Genomic DNA, 14,427 nt, shown 5'->3' with positions numbered 1-14,427 from the left:
ATCTCCGTCTCGCGATATGCCAATGTTGGGTCCCGATGTCTCAGCCTTCACCGACCTGGCCGCCTGCCCGAGGAATTGTGATGGATGACGAGAACGCATCGCCCCCCGGCCGGCGGCGCTCCTTTCTACGCTCGCTCGGCACGCTCGGCGTGATCTTCGGTATCGTCGCCGCGATCGCCACCACGGTCGGGGTGGTGTTCCAGGTGATCGAGCGGGTCGGGTCGGACACCTCGTCGCCGGCGAATGTGAGCGCCGGCGACCGGCACACCGCGTTGCGGGCCAACGGCGACGAGCAGTTCGTGCAGGTCGGTCAGTGCGTGCGCGACGTCGGTGACGCGGAGAGCCCGGTGTACGAGATCGCCGATTGCGGTCCCGGGACGCAGCGGGTGGTGGCGCGGGTCGAACAGGCCGTTGACGACGAGAAGCAGGCCGGCGCGGTGTGTGAGAAGGCGGCTCCCGACTTCGTCGACTTCCACTACTCGAACTGGGAGAAGCGCTCCGACTACGTCGACGTGGTGTTCTGTCTCCGTCCCGCCTGACCGGCAGGGCGCCGGGCCGTTTGCGGCCGCGGTGCTGGGCGTTGACGACGGGCCGCTCTTCGATTGTGCGGTACGCCCCGCGGCGCACAGCCTGTGCGATGCGGCGTCGGCGGGGGCTGCGCGGCTAGGCTGAGCCGAGCAGGATGGTCCGCTGAGGGGGGCGACCTGAGATGGCCCAGGCCGCGTTCGCGCCCGAGCCGGCGCCGGAGCCCACCGAGCCGTCGTTCGACGTGCTGCGGTGGCACGACGAGCCGTGGACAGCCCAGCTCGCCCTCGAACTCTTGCCGGAGACCAACGGCCCCAAGGTCGAGGTCCTGAGCGGAAGCCTGATCGTCACCCCACACGCCGGAATCGACCACCAGTCGGTGGAACGTGAACTGCCCTACCTGCTGCACCGTGCCGCGCGTCAGGCGGGTCTCTGGGTGTACCCCGAGATCAACCTGGTCTCCGGGAAGGACCTGTTCATCCCGGACATCGCGGTGCTCCGGTCGTCCGGTGGCGGCCGGTCGGCCGTCGACATCAACCAGGCCGTGCTGCTCGGCGAGATCGTCTCGCCCGGTAACCGGCGCAAGGACGTCATTGACCGGCCGCGGGAGTACGCCGCAGCTGGGGTGCCATTCTTCCTCCGCGTGGACCTGCGGAACCGGGTCCCGAGCATCGCGCTGTTCGAGTTGGCCGAGGGGGAGTACCGGCCGGTGGCCGCCGCGGCTGCGGGCAGCACGTTCGTCATGACGCTGCCATTCCCCTTCTCCGTCGACCCGGCCGATCTGCTCGACGAGGAGGCGCCGGCCGACGTCGACGGCTGAGGCTCCCGGCGGGCGTCCAGGGCCCCTGGGAGAGAATGGCGGCGTGACTTCTCCCCGGGACCTCGTCCTGCTCGGCTCCACGGGCTCGATCGGCACGCAGGCCATCGACATCGTGCGGCGCAACCCGGACCGGTTCCGGGTGGTCGCGCTCGGCGCCGGCGGTGGCAACGTCGAGCTGCTCGCCGCCCAGGCCCTCGAACTCGGCGTCGAGGCGGTCGGCGTGGCGAAGGCATCCGCCGCGCAGGACCTCCAGCTCGCCTTCTACGCCGAGGCGAGCCGGCGGGGCTGGGCCAGCGGCGACTTCAAACTGCCGAAGATCGTCGCCGGGCCGGACGCGATGACCGAGCTGGCGCAGTGGCCGTGCGACGTCGTGCTCAACGGGGTGGTCGGTTCGCTCGGGCTCGCGCCGACCCTCGCGGCGCTGCGCGCCGGCCGTACGCTCGCCCTGGCCAACAAGGAGTCGCTGGTGGCCGGCGGCCCCCTGGTGAAGGCCGCGGTGACGCGGCCGGGGCAGATCGTCCCGGTGGACTCCGAGCACTCGGCGCTCGCCCAGTGCCTGCGCGGCGGCGCCCGGGGCGAGGTGCGGCGGCTCGTCGTCACCGCCAGCGGCGGCCCGTTCCGGGGGAAGCGACGCGACGAGTTGACGCAGGTCACACCGGAGCAGGCGCTCGCGCACCCGACCTGGAACATGGGGCCGGTCGTCACCATCAACTCCGCCACCATGGTCAACAAGGCGCTGGAGGTGATCGAGGCGCACGAGCTGTTCGACGTGCCGTACGCCGATATCACCGTCATGGTCCACCCGCAGTCGGTGATCCACTCGATGGTGGAGTTCACCGACGGCTCGACGCTCGCCCAGGCCAGCCCGCCGGACATGCGGCTGCCGATCGCGCTCGGTCTCGGCTGGCCCGACCGCGTGCCGGACGCCGCCACCGCGGTGGACTGGACGAAGAGCCACACCTGGGAGTTCCTGCCCCTGGACGACGAGGCCTTCCCGGCGGTCGCGCTGGCCAAGGCCGCCGGCGAGGCGGGGCGCTGCCGGCCGGCGATCTACAACGCGGCCAACGAGGAGTGCGTGGCGGCGTTCGTGGCCGGCCGGCTGCCGTTCCTCGGCATCGTCGACACCCTGGAACGCGTGCTGCGGGACGCTCCCGACTTCGCCGAACCAGGTACCGTCGAGGACGTGCTGACAGCGGAGTCGTGGGCCCGCCGGCACGCGCAGGCGATCATCGACGGATCAGTGGAAGGAGCTTGATGGCATACCTGCTCGGGGTGACGCTCTTCGCCCTCGCCATCCTGATCTCGGTGAGCCTGCACGAGGCGGGGCACATGCTCACCGCCAAGGCCTTCGGCATGAAGGTGACTCGCTACTTCGTCGGTTTCGGCCCCACCCTGTGGTCGTTCAAGCGGGGCGAGACGGAGTACGGGATCAAGGGCATCCCGCTCGGCGGCTTCTGCAAGATCGTCGGGATGACCGCGCAGGACGACGACGTGGACCCGGCCGACGAGCCGCGGGCCATGTGGCGGTACCCGGTCTGGAAGCGGACGATCGTGATGTCCGCGGGGTCGATCACCCACTTCGCCCTGGCCCTGGTCACACTCTGGATCATCGCGATCACGGCCGGCCTGCCCAACCCGGACTTCCCGACCACCGAGCAGCAGGTCCGGCAGGAGCCGGCCGTCATCCAGCTCACCGACTGCGTCGTGCCGGAGAACGCCGCCCGCGCCTGCACCACCGCCGACCAGGCCAGCCCGGCCGCTCAGGCGCAGCTGCGCGACGGCGATCGCATCACCGCGGTCAACGGCACGCCGGTCGCCACCTACGGCGACCTGCTCACCACGCTGCGCGGGCTCAAGCCGGGGGAGACGGCGCAGATCGCGTACGTCCGCGACGGCCAGCCGGGCACCGCGCAGGCCACGCTCGCGCAGACCCAACGGCCGCCGCTGGACGACCCGAAGGGCGCCGTCGGGCCGGTCGCCGCGCTCGGCGTCGGTCTCGTCCCCAGCACGCCGACCCGCATCGAGTACGGCCCGGTCGCCGCGTTCGGCGCCACCGCCGACTTCACCGGCGACATGGCGGTGAACACGTTCGAAGCGTTGCAGCGGATCCCGCAGAAGATCCCCGCGCTGTGGACCGCGATCACCGGCGGTGAGCGTGACGTGGACACCCCGATCAGCGTGGTCGGCGCCAGCCGGCTGGGTGGCGAGGCGGTGGAGAACAACGCCTGGCTGCTGTTCTTCATGCTCTTCGTCTCGCTGAACTTCTTCATCGGCGTGTTCAACCTGCTGCCGCTGCTCCCGCTGGACGGCGGTCACATCGCCATCGCCTGGTTCGAGCGGGCCCGCTCCTGGGTGTACGCGCGGCTGCGCCGCCCCGACCCGGGCCGGGTCGACTACCTCAAGCTCATGCCCTTCACGTACGCGGTGATCCTCATCGGTGGCGCGTTCACGCTGCTGACCATCACCGCGGACGTCGTCAACCCGATCACGCTCTTCTCAAGGTGAGTGCCTGAAGTGACCGCTGTCAGCCTCGGTATCCCCGCCGTACCGCCCCCGCCGCTCGCGCCGCGCCGGGCGAGCCGTCAGATCATGGTCGGCTCGGTGCCGGTCGGCGGCGGTGCGCCGGTGTCCGTGCAGTCGATGACCACCACGCTCACCGCCGACGTCAACTCGACGCTCCAGCAGATCGCCGAGCTGACCGCGTCCGGCTGCCAGATCGTCCGGGTCGCCGTGCCGAGCCAGGACGACGTGGAGGCGCTGCCGGCGATCGCGAAGAAGTCGCAGATCCCGGTCATCGCCGACATCCACTTTCAGCCGAAGTACGTCTTCGCCGCGATCGACGCGGGCTGCGCGGCGGTCCGGGTGAACCCGGGCAACATCCGGCAGTTCGACGACAAGGTCAGGGAGATCGCCAAGGCCGCCGGCGACGCGGGTGTGCCGATCCGGATCGGCGTCAACGCCGGCTCGCTGGACAAGCGGCTGCTGGCGAAGTACGGCAAGGCCACCGCGGAGGCCCTGGTCGAGTCGGCGCTGTGGGAGTGCTCGCTGTTCGAGGAGCACGGCTTCCGGGACATCAAGATCTCCGTGAAGCACAACGACCCGGTGGTGATGATCCGGGCGTACCGGCAGCTCGCCGAGAAGTGCGACTACCCGCTGCACCTCGGCGTCACCGAGGCCGGGCCGGCGTTCCAGGGCACCATCAAGTCGGCCGTGGCCTTCGGAGCGCTGCTCGCCGAGGGGATCGGCGACACCATCCGGGTGTCGCTGTCGGCCCCGCCGGTCGAGGAGATCAAGGTCGGTGCCGCGATCCTGGAGTCGCTCGGCCTGCGCGAGCGCGGCCTGGAGATCGTCTCCTGCCCGTCCTGCGGGCGCGCCCAGGTCGACGTCTACAAGCTCGCCGAGGAGGTCACCGCCGGCCTGGAGGGGCTGCCGGTGCCGCTGCGGGTGGCCGTCATGGGCTGCGTGGTGAACGGCCCCGGCGAGGCCCGCGAGGCCGACCTGGGGGTCGCGTCCGGCAACGGCAAGGGCCAGATCTTCGTCAAGGGCCAGGTCATCAAGACCGTCCCCGAGGGGCAGATCGTGGAGACGCTCATCGAGGAGGCGCTCCGGCTGGCCGAGGAGATGGGCGCCGAGCTGCCCGAGGAGCTGCGCGGCCTCACCGGCGGCGCGACCGTCACGGTTCACTGACATCCCCGCCGGGCGCCCGCCCCGCGGGCGTCCCGGTGGACGCACTTTCACGGAAAGAGTGGCCATTCCACGCGGAATGGCCACTCTTTCCGTGTTCGAGGGCTGCGGCGCGCGCCGCGAGGCGCGACCCTCGCGGCCCGGTGCTGGTCACTCCGTCTCGGCGAGGATGGCGTAGAGCTTGCGGCGGGTCTCGTCGAGCACCTGGGCGGCCCGCTCCCGCTGGTCGTCGGTGCCGGTCATCATCACCTGCCGCAGGGCGTGCATCGCCTGCGTGCCGGCCTCCCGTACGTCGTGCCAGTTCGTGACCGTGGTCTCGGCGACCTCGGCCCAGGGCGGGGTCTGCGCGGCGTCGGTGGCCTCGGGCCGACCCTGCTCCGTGAGCGTGAAGCGCTTCCGGCCGCCGCCCTCCTCGGTGGCGGCGATCACGCCCTCGTCCTCCAGAAGCTGGAGGGTCGGGTAGATCGACCCGGGGCTGGGCCGCCAGGCCCCGCCGGTGCGCGAGTCGATCTCCTGGATCATCTCGTAGCCGTGCATCGGCCGCTCGGTGAGCAGGGCCAGCACGGCGGCGCGGACGTTGGGCCGTCGGCCCCGGCCACCGCGACCCCGCCCGCCGTGGCCGTGCGGGAAAGGTGGGCCGGGCGGGAACGGCGGGAAGCCGAACCCTCGCATCCGCGCCTCGTGCAGTGCGTGCATCCGTCGATGGAATCCCATCGGATACTCCTTCGTATTGGACTGTCGTTGATACATCGACGATATATCGGCAATGCATCGGCGACAAGTCATCTGATGAATCCGAGGCCCCGCCGGCCCCGGTTGACGACGTCCTCTCCCCGGCCCCGGGCCGCTGAGCCCGGTCGCCCTACGCGCCCCCCGCCGATCTGGCAGGCTGGTAGCCGTGTTGACGGCGCCGGTGCGGCAACTGGGGGAGTCGGAGCGTGGCGCGGTCGAGCGCCTGCTCGACCTCGACCCGTACGCGGGCGCGCAGGTCGCCGAGCGGGTCGCCGCGCGGGGCCTCGCCTGGTGGCGCGCCGAGGGGCGGGTCCTCGGGTACGGCAGCCGCCGCCACCTGGAGTCGGTCTGCTGGCTGGGCGGCAACCTCACCCCGGTGCTCGCCACCGAGCCGGCCGTCGCCGCCTTCGCCGACCTGCTCGCCGGCGAGGAGCGGCTCTGCTCCTCGATCGTCGGGCGGGCCGACGCGGTGCTCGGGCTCTGGGACCGGCTCTCCGCGTCGTGGGGTCCGGCGCGGGACGTCCGGCCCAACCAGCCGCTGCTCGCCACCGACGCGGTGCCCGCCGTGCCCGTCGACCCGCACGTGCGCCGCGTACGCCGGGGCGAGGTGGACCGGCTCTTCCCGGCCGCGGTGGCGATGTACACCGAGGAGGTGGGCGTCTCGCCGCTGGCCGAGGACGGCGGGCGCGGCTACCGCCGCCGGGTGGAGGACCTGGTACGGGCCGGCCGGGCGTACGCCCGGTTCGTCGACGGGGCGGTCGTGTTCAAGGCCGAACTGGCGGTGGTGACCCGGCGGACCGCGCAGGTTCAGGGCGTCTGGGTGGCCCCCGAGTGGCGGGGCCGGGGGATCGCCACGGCCGCCATGGCGGCCGTCGTCCGAGACGCGCTGCGGCGCGTCGCGCCGACCGTGAGCCTCTACGTCAACGACTTCAACCTGCCCGCCCGTCGGGTGTACGAGCGCTGCGGCTTCCGCCCGGTGGGCACCCTGGCCACCGTGCTGTTCTGACGCGCGGCGGGCGGATGGCCCGGATCACGTCGGTCGAGGGGTCCGGAATCGGACGACCGGCATTACGCTGGGCATGTTTTTGTACTGACCGGTCAGTTCAGGGAGTGCCCGTGGGGGATGTCGTCGTCGAGGCACGCGAGCTGGGCCTGCGTACCCGGCGCGGCTGGGTGTTCCGGGACGTCGACCTGACCGCCGCCCCTGGCGAACTGCACGCCGTCGTCGGGCCGCCGGGCAGCGGACGGACGTCCCTGCTGCTCGCCCTCGCCGGTCGGTTCCCGACCACGCACGGGCGATTGGTCCGACACGGCACGGCGGCGCTCGGGCACGTCCCCGATGTGCACGAGCCCGATCCCGCGCTGACCGTCGCCGAGCATGTCCGGGAGCGGCTGCTGCTCCTCGGGCCGGTCCCGCACCGCCGTCGCCAGTTGGTGCCGGTGGCAGCCCTGCGGGCCCGGCGCGCGTACCGGCGGGACGCCTTCGCCGCCGCGATCGCCGGCGCGGGCCTGACCGGCGACGTGCCCTTCGACCCGGCCACCCGGGGCCGGGACCTGACGCCGTTGCAGCGCCAGGTGCTCGGGCTCGTCCTGGCCACCCTGAGCGGCCCGGCGCTGATCGTCGCCGACGACGTGGACGCCGGCTCGGACCCCGCCGAGCGCGCCTGGCTCTGGGCGGTGCTCGCCCACCTGGCCGACCGGGGGTACGCGGTGGTGGCCACCGCCCGCACGGTCGAACCGGATACCCGGGCGATCGTGCACCGCCTCGGCGACCCGCCGCCGGTGCCCTCCCTGGCCACCGCCCTGGTCCGCACGCGGCACACCGACACCGACACCGACACCGCCGCCCCGCCCGAGACCGCCGCCCCGCCCGAGACCGCCGCCCCGTCCGAGACCGCCGCCCCGTCCGAGACCGCCGCCCCGTCCGAGACCGCCGCCCCGTCCGAGACCGACGCCGAGACCGCCGAGGTGACCCGATGAGCGTGTTCCGACTGGCCCGTTTCGAGCTGCGCCGGATGACGCGGGGCCGACTGCCCCGGGCCGCGCTGGCCGTGCTCACCGTCATCCCGCTGCTCTACGGGGCGCTCTACCTGTACGCCTTCTGGGACCCGTACGCGAAGCTCGACCGCATCCCGGTGGCACTGGTCAACGCCGACCGCCCGGCCACCGCGAGCGACGGAAGCGCCGTGCACGCCGGGCGGGACCTCACCGACGAACTGCTCGACCGGCGCGTGTTCGGCTGGCACGTCACCGACGCCGAGGACGCCGCCGCCGGGCTGCGCAGCGGCCGGTACCACCTGGTGTTCGCCATCCCGGCGGACTTCTCCGCCACCCTCGCCGCCGGCCCCGACCCGGAGCGGCCGGCCCGCCAGGGGCGGCTGAAGCTGGTCAGCGACGACGCCACCAACTACCTGTCCGGGCTGCTCGCCCGGTCCGCCTTCAGCGAGATCCGGGCGGCCGCCGCGGAGAGCGCCGCCGAGGGTTACTTCGCGAAGATGCTGGTCGGCTTCACCGATCTCAAGTCGGAAACGACGCGGGCGGCCGATGGCGCGGGGAAGGTCGCCGACGGACTCGGCACGGCCACGGACGGCGCCGGAACCCTGGCCGGCGGCCTCGACCGGAGCGTCGAGGGGGCCGGCACCCTCGCCGACGGGCTGGGCGCGTCGACCGACGGTGCCGGCCAGCTCGCCGGCGGCCTGGACCAGGGCGTACGCGGCGCCGGCGACCTCGCCGACGGGCTCGGGCAGTTGCGGACGGGGGCGGTGCAGCTCGCCGACGGGACGGCGCGGGCCGCCTCCGCCACCCGGGCCGTCGCCGACCGGGTCGACGCCGCGGCCGACCGGGTCGAGCCGGTGCTGCGGGAGAACGCCGAACTGATCGAGACGTCCGCCACCGCCGTGGCCGAGGGCGCCGAGGCCCTGGCCGCCGGGCTGGACGTGCTGCCCGGCCGGGCCGAGGAGGCGGTGACCGCCGCGCGGGCGGTCCGCGATCGGCTCGACGCCCTCGTCGCGGCCCACCCCGAGCTGGCCGACGACCCGGCCGTGGTCGCCGCCCGCCGCGCCGCCAACCAGGCGGTCGCCGCGGCCGAGGCGGTGGTGGCCGGGCTGGAACGGACCGACCTCGCCGCCCTCCGACAGCGGATGACGACGGTGGCGGCGACCGCGCGGGAGATCGCGGCGGCCGCCCCGCACCTCGCCGACGACGTCGCCGCCGCTCGCGCGAAGGTGGACGAGCTGGCGAAGGGGCTGACCACCCTCGCCGAGGGCAGCGCCCGGTTACGGGACGGCCTGGGCGCGGCGGCCACCGGCGCGGACGAGCTGCACGGCGGGCTGTTCCGCCTCGCCACCGGGGCCCGGGAACTGGACGGTGGGCTCCAGCGGCTCGGCGCCGGCAGCGAACGGCTCGCCGACGGCCTCGTCCGGCTGGAGGGCGGCGCCGGCGAACTCGCCGACGGGCTGACGCGGCTCGGCACCGGCGCCGGGGACCTCGCCGACGGGCTCACCACCGGGGCCGGGAAGATCCCCGGGTACGACGACGCGGACGCCCGCGCCGGCATCCTCGGGGACCCGGTGGCGCTGGACCGCACCGAGCACAACCCCGCCGGCTCGTACGGCGTGGGCTTCGCCCCGTACTTCCTCGGGCTGGCTCTCTGGGTCGGCGCGATGATCACGTACCTGCTGCTGCGACCGCTCAACCGGCGGCACGTGATGTCCGGCGCGGCCGCCTGGCGGGTCGCGCTCGCGGGCTGGCTGCCCGCCGCGGCGATCGGCCTGGCCCAGGCCGGGGTGCTGTTCGCGGTGGTGACCCTGGCGCTCGGGCTGGACCCGGCGCGGCCCGCCGCGACCCTCGGGCTGCTGGCGCTGGTCTCGCTCACCTTCACCGCGATCGTGCAGTGGCTCGGCGCGCAGCTCGGCCCGGCCGGGCGGCTGGTCGCGCTGGCGCTGCTCATGCTCCAGTTGACCTCGTCCGGCGGCACCTACCCGGTGGAGACGTCGCCCGGCTTCTTCCAGGCGATCCACCCGTGGCTGCCGATGAGTTACCTGGTGACGGCGCTGCGGCACACGATCAACGGCGGGACGGTCGGCCCGGTGGTGACCGGGGCGCTCATGCTGGTCGCGTTCGGCGCGGGCGCGCTCGCGCTCACCGGCCTGGCCGCGCGGCGGGCGCGCCGGCTGACCCCGGCCACCCTCCACCCGGAGCTGGCCATGTGAGGATGCTGAGGGCAGGCGCACGGGGAGGGCGAGTGACTGACGGACGGAGCCGGCGGCGGGAGGACACCCGCCAGCGCCTCTTCGAGGCGGCCGTGGAACTCATCGCCGAACAGGGCTACTCCGCCACCACCGTGGACGACATCGCCGCCCGCGCCGGGGTCGCCAAGGGCACCGTCTACTACAACTTCCAGTCCAAGACTGTCCTCTTCGAGGAGCTGCTCCGGCACGGCATCGGTCTGCTCACCGCGGAATTCCGTGCCGCCGTGGCCGGGCTGCCGCCCCGGGAGGCGCTGGCCGCCCTGGTCCGCGCCGAGCTGGAGTACATCCGCCGCTACCGGGCCTTCGCACAGTTGCTGCTGTCGGAGATGTGGCGGACCAACCGGGAGTGGCAGCAGACCCTACGGCTGCTGCGCGGCGAGGCGATCGAGGTGATCGCCGAGACCGTACGAGCCGGCGTGGCCAGCGGTGACCTGCCGGCGGACGTGGACGTGCGGATCGCCTCGTCGGCGCTGTTCGGCGTCGGTCTGGTGGTCGCCGTGGACTGGCTGGTCTTCCAGCCGGACCGGCCCCTCGAGGACGTCGAGGAGGCGCTGCTCGGCATCGTGCGCCGGGTCGCCGAGGTGTAGCGGCACCTCGCTGCTCGACACGATGCGTCACCGGACGGCGACGCATCGACGGGTAAATGCGTTGATCGGCCGGGCCGGGTCGGGTGAGGCTGGGTGTACCGCCACCGTCTGCCGTAAGGGGTCCCGCCGTGCGTCTGCTCCGCGACATGTGGGCCACCGCGCCCCGCCGCATGGCGGTCGTGACCGTCCTGGTCGTGCTCGGCGCCGGCGGCCAGGCGGCGGCCGCGGCCCTCGCCGGGCCGGTGCTGCTGCACCGGTCCACCGGCTACTTCACCGTCCTCGCGGTCGCGCTGGTCGCCGCCGTGGTCAGCGACCTCGTCGTCAGCCTGCTGATGGCGGGCGTGACCGCCGACTGGTCCGCCGCCGTCCGCCGCCGGCTCTGCCGGGTCGCCTTCGGGCAGGACCTGCCCACCCTGGAGACCACGCCGGTCGGCGAGCTGCTCGACCGCATCGACGGCGACGTCTACCAGGTCGCCGCCGCCGTGCGGGCCCAGGGCGTCCGCATCGCGCAGATGCTGACGGTCGGCGTGCTGTCGACGGCCGTGGCGATCGGCGTGTGGTGGCCGGCCGGCGTCACCATGCTGCTGGTCGCCGGTGCGCTCGTCGTCGGTCTGCGCCGGCCCACCGCGCGGATCGTCCCGGCCCGGATGGCGGAGGAGGAGGCCTGGTCCGACCTGGCGGCGGTGATGGAGGAGGCCATCCACGGCCAGGACGACGTCCGCACCAGCCTCGCCCAGCCGTACGTGCTCCGCCTCTACGCCACGCGCGCGGCGGCCGTGCTCTCCCGTGGCCTGCGGGTCTGGCGGATGTCGGCGAAGGTCACGACCGTGGCGACCGGGGTCACCCGGGCCGGGATCGCCGCGGTGGTGCTTGCCGGGGCGTGGGCGCTGGCCGCCGGCCGGATGGACGGTGCCCGGCTCACCGCGGTGTGGCTGCTCGCCATCGCGTTCGGCGCCACCGTCGAGCACGTCAGCCGGATGGTGCCCGAGCTGCAGTACGCGCTCGGCGCCTGGGGCCGTGTGCAGATGCTGGAGGACTCCCCGCAGGAACCCGCCGGCGGCCTGGCCCCGCTCGACGGTGACCTGGCGGTCCGTGGGCTCACCTTCCGCTACCCGGCGGCCGACGGCACCCGCGGCCCGGCCCTGCGCGACGTCCACCTGACCTTCACCCGCGGCCGCTCGTACGCGCTGGTCGGCCGGACCGGCTCCGGCAAGTCCACCCTGACCAAGGTACTCACCCGGGCCGTCGACGTGCCGCCCGGGGCGGTCTTCCTCGGCGGGCGGGACCTGTGCGACCTCGACGTCGAGCAGCTTCGCCGGTGGGTCGCCGTGGTGCCCCAGCGCACCGAGATCCTGGCCGGCACGCTCGCCGAGAACGTCGCGCTCTTCGACCCGGAGCTGCTCGACGACGCCGCCCGCGCGCTGCACGAGCTGGGCCTCGCCAACTGGATCGCCGAGCTGCCCGACGGGCTGCACACCCGGCTCGGCGAGGGCGGGCACGTGCTCTCCGCCGGGCAGGAGCAGTTGGTCGCGTTCGCCCGGATCCTGGTGCGGGACCCGAACGTGGTGATCCTGGACGAGGCCACCGCCCGACTCGACCCGGTCACCGAGGCCCGCGTGCAGCGCGCCACCGAGCGGCTGCTGCGGGACCGGATCGGCATCGTCATCGCCCACCGGCTCTCGTCGGTGCGGCACTGCGACGAGGTCGTCGTGCTGACCGACGGCGCGGTCGTCGAGGCGGGGCCGCTGCGGGAGTCGGAGCGCTTCGCCGAACTGCTCGCCACCAGCCACACCGCCGCGTACGCCCGGGGCGGCACGCGCGGCCGGAGCGGCGGGCTCGACCTGCTCGAGGGCCCGGAGCCGGACGCACCCTCCGATTCCGGTTCGGACGCCGGGCCGGGGGACCGAACACCGCCCACCGCGCCGGTCGACCACACGCCACCGGCGTCGGAGGCCGCGCCCGAAGACCGTACGCCACCGCCGGCGGCGACGCTCGCGGGGACGCTGCGGGAGATCGCGCGGCTGGTCTTCAACGATCCGCGGTACGGGCTGGCGGCGCTGGCGCTGTTCATGGTGCTGGTGCTGATCGGCCTGGACGGCCCGGTGCTGCCGTGGCTCTGGGCGGACGTGGTCGACGGCGTCGGCGACCCGTGGCTGCCGGCGCTCGGCATCGCCGCCGGGCTGCTGGTGACGCTGCCGATCCCCTGGTACACGAGCATCTGGTTCCCCGGATGGTGGGTCCGGCAGATGCTGCGGATCAGCCTGCGGCTGGTGCAGGGGCAGACCGGACCCCGGCGGATCAGCTCGCACACGCCCGCCGAGGTGGTGGCCCAGGGCGGCGACACCGAGCGGGTGGTGCAGCTGGCCGACAACCTCCTCGACCAAGCGGCCGCCCTCGTCCTGCTGGTGGCGATGACCGCGATCTCCGGCAGCGTCGTACCCGGGCTGTTCTTCGCCGGCACGATGCTGGTGTCCGGGCTGGCGGCGACGCTGTTCGGGCCGCGCCTGGAACGCACCGCGCGGGAGACGGTGGCGGCGCGGGCGGCGTTCGCGACCGCGCTGGTCTCCTCGCTGTCCGCCGCCCGGACGGTGAAGCTGGCCGGCGCGACCCGGCCGGTGCTCACCCACCTCGCCGACCTGGACGTGACACGCAGCGAGCGGCAGCGGCGGGAGATCTCCGTGCAGGTGTGGTCGCGGTCGACGCCGTCACTCGTCAGCGGGCTGCTGCCGATCGGCGCCTGGGCGCTGTTCCTGACCGGCACGCTCTCCGCGGGGGCGACCCTGGTCGCCGTGGCCACGCTCGCCGCGGCGCGCTGGTTCGCGTGGACCACCGCGTCGCTGATCTCGCAGGTGCCGTCCGCGCGGGTGTGGACCCGCCGGACGATGGCGATGACCGGGGTGGCCTCGTACTCGGCGGCCGTGCCCGACGTGGACCTGGCCACCGGGGAGGCGCCGGCACCGGCCGTGCCGCCCCGGCACCCGCTGCGCCGGCTGGAGCTGTCCGGGTTCGGCGTGCGGCACACCGACGGCACGAAGGCCGTCCGGGACGTCGACCTGACGGTGGAGCGCGGCCAGCTCGTGCTGGTGGTCGGGCCGGTCGGCTCGGGCAAGTCGTCGCTGCTGCGGGCCCTGGCCGGGATCGCGCCGCACACGGGTCACCTGACCTGGAACGGCGAGCCGGTCACCGAGCCGGAGCTGTTCCTGCGCCCGCACCAGGTGGGGTACGTCGGCCAGCTGCCCCGGGTGCTGTCCGGGACGGTCGCCGACAACATCACCCTCGGCCATCCGGTCGACGCCGCCGCGGCCGTGTCGACCGCCCAGCTCGACCACGACCTGGCGGCGTCCGGGTCCGGCCTCGGGCTGGTCATCGGGCACAAGGGCACGCGGCTCTCCGGCGGGCAGCTTCAGCGCCTCGCGCTGGCCCGGGCGCTCGCGCCGCGTACCGAGCTGCTGGTGGCCGACGACGTGTCGTCCGCGCTGGACGTCACCACCGAGCTGGCGCTGTGGGAGGCGCTGCGGGCGCACGGGGTGACGGTGGTCGGCTCGACGTCGAAGCGGGCGGCGCTGGTCCGCGCCGACCACGTCGTGGTGCTGCAGAACGGCCGGGTCGCCGCCCAGGGCCCCTGGCGCGACCTGGAACCGGCCTGGTCCCACCTGGCCGGCTGACCTCCGGAACGGGCCCCTCGGAAGCCCGCGTTGATCATGAGGTTAGCGGCGTGAAATCGGGCAAACCAAACCGCTAACTTCATGATCAACCGGGTCCGGTGGGCGCGGGGTGGGCCGGGGCCGGGGCCGGGGCCGGGGCCGGGGCCGGGGCCGGGGCCGGGGGC

11 protein-coding genes are annotated in these 14,427 nt (G+C 74.0%); 10 read left to right on the top strand and 1 reads right to left on the bottom strand.

From position 1 onward, the window contains the following. Window positions 1-80 precede the first annotated feature (80 nt). The 5 genes from ACTMS0_RS13695 (at window position 81) to ispG (ending at window position 5,032) form a co-directional block, all read left to right on the top strand. Window positions 81-539, top strand: coding sequence for an LppU/SCO3897 family protein (locus ACTMS0_RS13695; RefSeq protein WP_441155522.1), 459 nt, complete (start codon window positions 81-83; stop codon window positions 537-539). Window positions 540-709: 170 nt separating this feature from the next. Next, a complete protein-coding gene (locus ACTMS0_RS13690; RefSeq protein WP_441155521.1) occupies window positions 710-1,345 on the top strand; it encodes a Uma2 family endonuclease in 636 nt (211 codons plus the stop codon). A 43-nt stretch (window positions 1,346-1,388) separates the two neighbouring features. Next, on the top strand, window positions 1,389-2,600 hold the full coding sequence (gene dxr, locus ACTMS0_RS13685; protein WP_441155520.1) for a 1-deoxy-D-xylulose-5-phosphate reductoisomerase: 1,212 nt from the start codon (window positions 1,389-1,391) through the stop codon (window positions 2,598-2,600). Next, entirely contained in the window at window positions 2,600-3,850 is a 1,251-nt protein-coding gene (locus tag ACTMS0_RS13680; protein ID WP_441155519.1) for a M50 family metallopeptidase, read from the top strand. Before dxr ends, ACTMS0_RS13680 begins: the two co-directional genes overlap by 1 nt. A gap of 9 nt (window positions 3,851-3,859) precedes the next feature. Then, window positions 3,860-5,032, top strand: a complete 1,173-nt coding sequence (ispG, locus tag ACTMS0_RS13675) for a flavodoxin-dependent (E)-4-hydroxy-3-methylbut-2-enyl-diphosphate synthase (protein ID WP_441155518.1) — start codon at window positions 3,860-3,862, stop codon at window positions 5,030-5,032. A 147-nt stretch (window positions 5,033-5,179) separates the two neighbouring features. Here the strand turns inward: ispG and ACTMS0_RS13670 are convergent, their stop codons facing one another. Continuing rightward, window positions 5,180-5,743: a PadR family transcriptional regulator gene (locus ACTMS0_RS13670; protein ID WP_441155517.1), complete on the bottom strand. Its 564-nt coding sequence runs from the start codon at window positions 5,741-5,743 to the stop codon at window positions 5,180-5,182. 184 nt (window positions 5,744-5,927) lie between these two features. Between ACTMS0_RS13670 and ACTMS0_RS13665 the strand changes: the two genes are divergently transcribed. From ACTMS0_RS13665 to ACTMS0_RS13645, 5 genes are all read left to right on the top strand, one after another. After that, on the top strand, window positions 5,928-6,767 hold the full coding sequence (locus tag ACTMS0_RS13665; RefSeq protein ID WP_441155516.1) for a GNAT family N-acetyltransferase: 840 nt from the start codon (window positions 5,928-5,930) through the stop codon (window positions 6,765-6,767). Between the two features lie 110 nt (window positions 6,768-6,877). Continuing rightward, complete coding sequence (locus ACTMS0_RS13660) at window positions 6,878-7,741, top strand: ATP-binding cassette domain-containing protein (RefSeq protein ID WP_441155515.1); 864 nt, start codon at window positions 6,878-6,880, stop codon at window positions 7,739-7,741. Then, window positions 7,738-9,972, top strand: a complete 2,235-nt coding sequence (locus ACTMS0_RS13655) for a YhgE/Pip family protein (RefSeq protein ID WP_441155514.1) — start codon at window positions 7,738-7,740, stop codon at window positions 9,970-9,972. Before ACTMS0_RS13660 ends, ACTMS0_RS13655 begins: the two co-directional genes overlap by 4 nt. Window positions 9,973-10,004: 32 nt before the next feature. Next, complete coding sequence (locus tag ACTMS0_RS13650) at window positions 10,005-10,598, top strand: TetR/AcrR family transcriptional regulator (RefSeq protein ID WP_441155513.1); 594 nt, start codon at window positions 10,005-10,007, stop codon at window positions 10,596-10,598. 128 nt (window positions 10,599-10,726) lie between these two features. Next, entirely contained in the window at window positions 10,727-14,263 is a 3,537-nt protein-coding gene (locus tag ACTMS0_RS13645) for an ATP-binding cassette domain-containing protein (RefSeq protein WP_441155512.1), read from the top strand. Window positions 14,264-14,427 lie beyond the last annotated feature (164 nt).

This window comes from Micromonospora sp. H33 (assembly GCF_052068455.1).
In the GTDB taxonomy this organism is placed as follows: Bacteria; Actinomycetota; Actinomycetes; order Mycobacteriales; family Micromonosporaceae; genus Micromonospora.
This window is presented reverse-complemented; position numbering and strand designations above follow the sequence as displayed.

Coding starts and splice junctions, on each gene's coding strand:
- ACTMS0_RS13695 (WP_441155522.1), top strand. CDS start 81: ATGGATGACGAGAACGCATCGCCCCCCGGCCGGCGGCGCTCCTTTCTA.
- ACTMS0_RS13690 (WP_441155521.1), top strand. CDS start 710: ATGGCCCAGGCCGCGTTCGCGCCCGAGCCGGCGCCGGAGCCCACCGAG.
- ACTMS0_RS13680 (WP_441155519.1), top strand. CDS start 2,600: ATGGCATACCTGCTCGGGGTGACGCTCTTCGCCCTCGCCATCCTGATC.
- ACTMS0_RS13670 (WP_441155517.1), bottom strand. CDS start 5,743: ATGGGATTCCATCGACGGATGCACGCACTGCACGAGGCGCGGATGCGA.
- ACTMS0_RS13655 (WP_441155514.1), top strand. CDS start 7,738: ATGAGCGTGTTCCGACTGGCCCGTTTCGAGCTGCGCCGGATGACGCGG.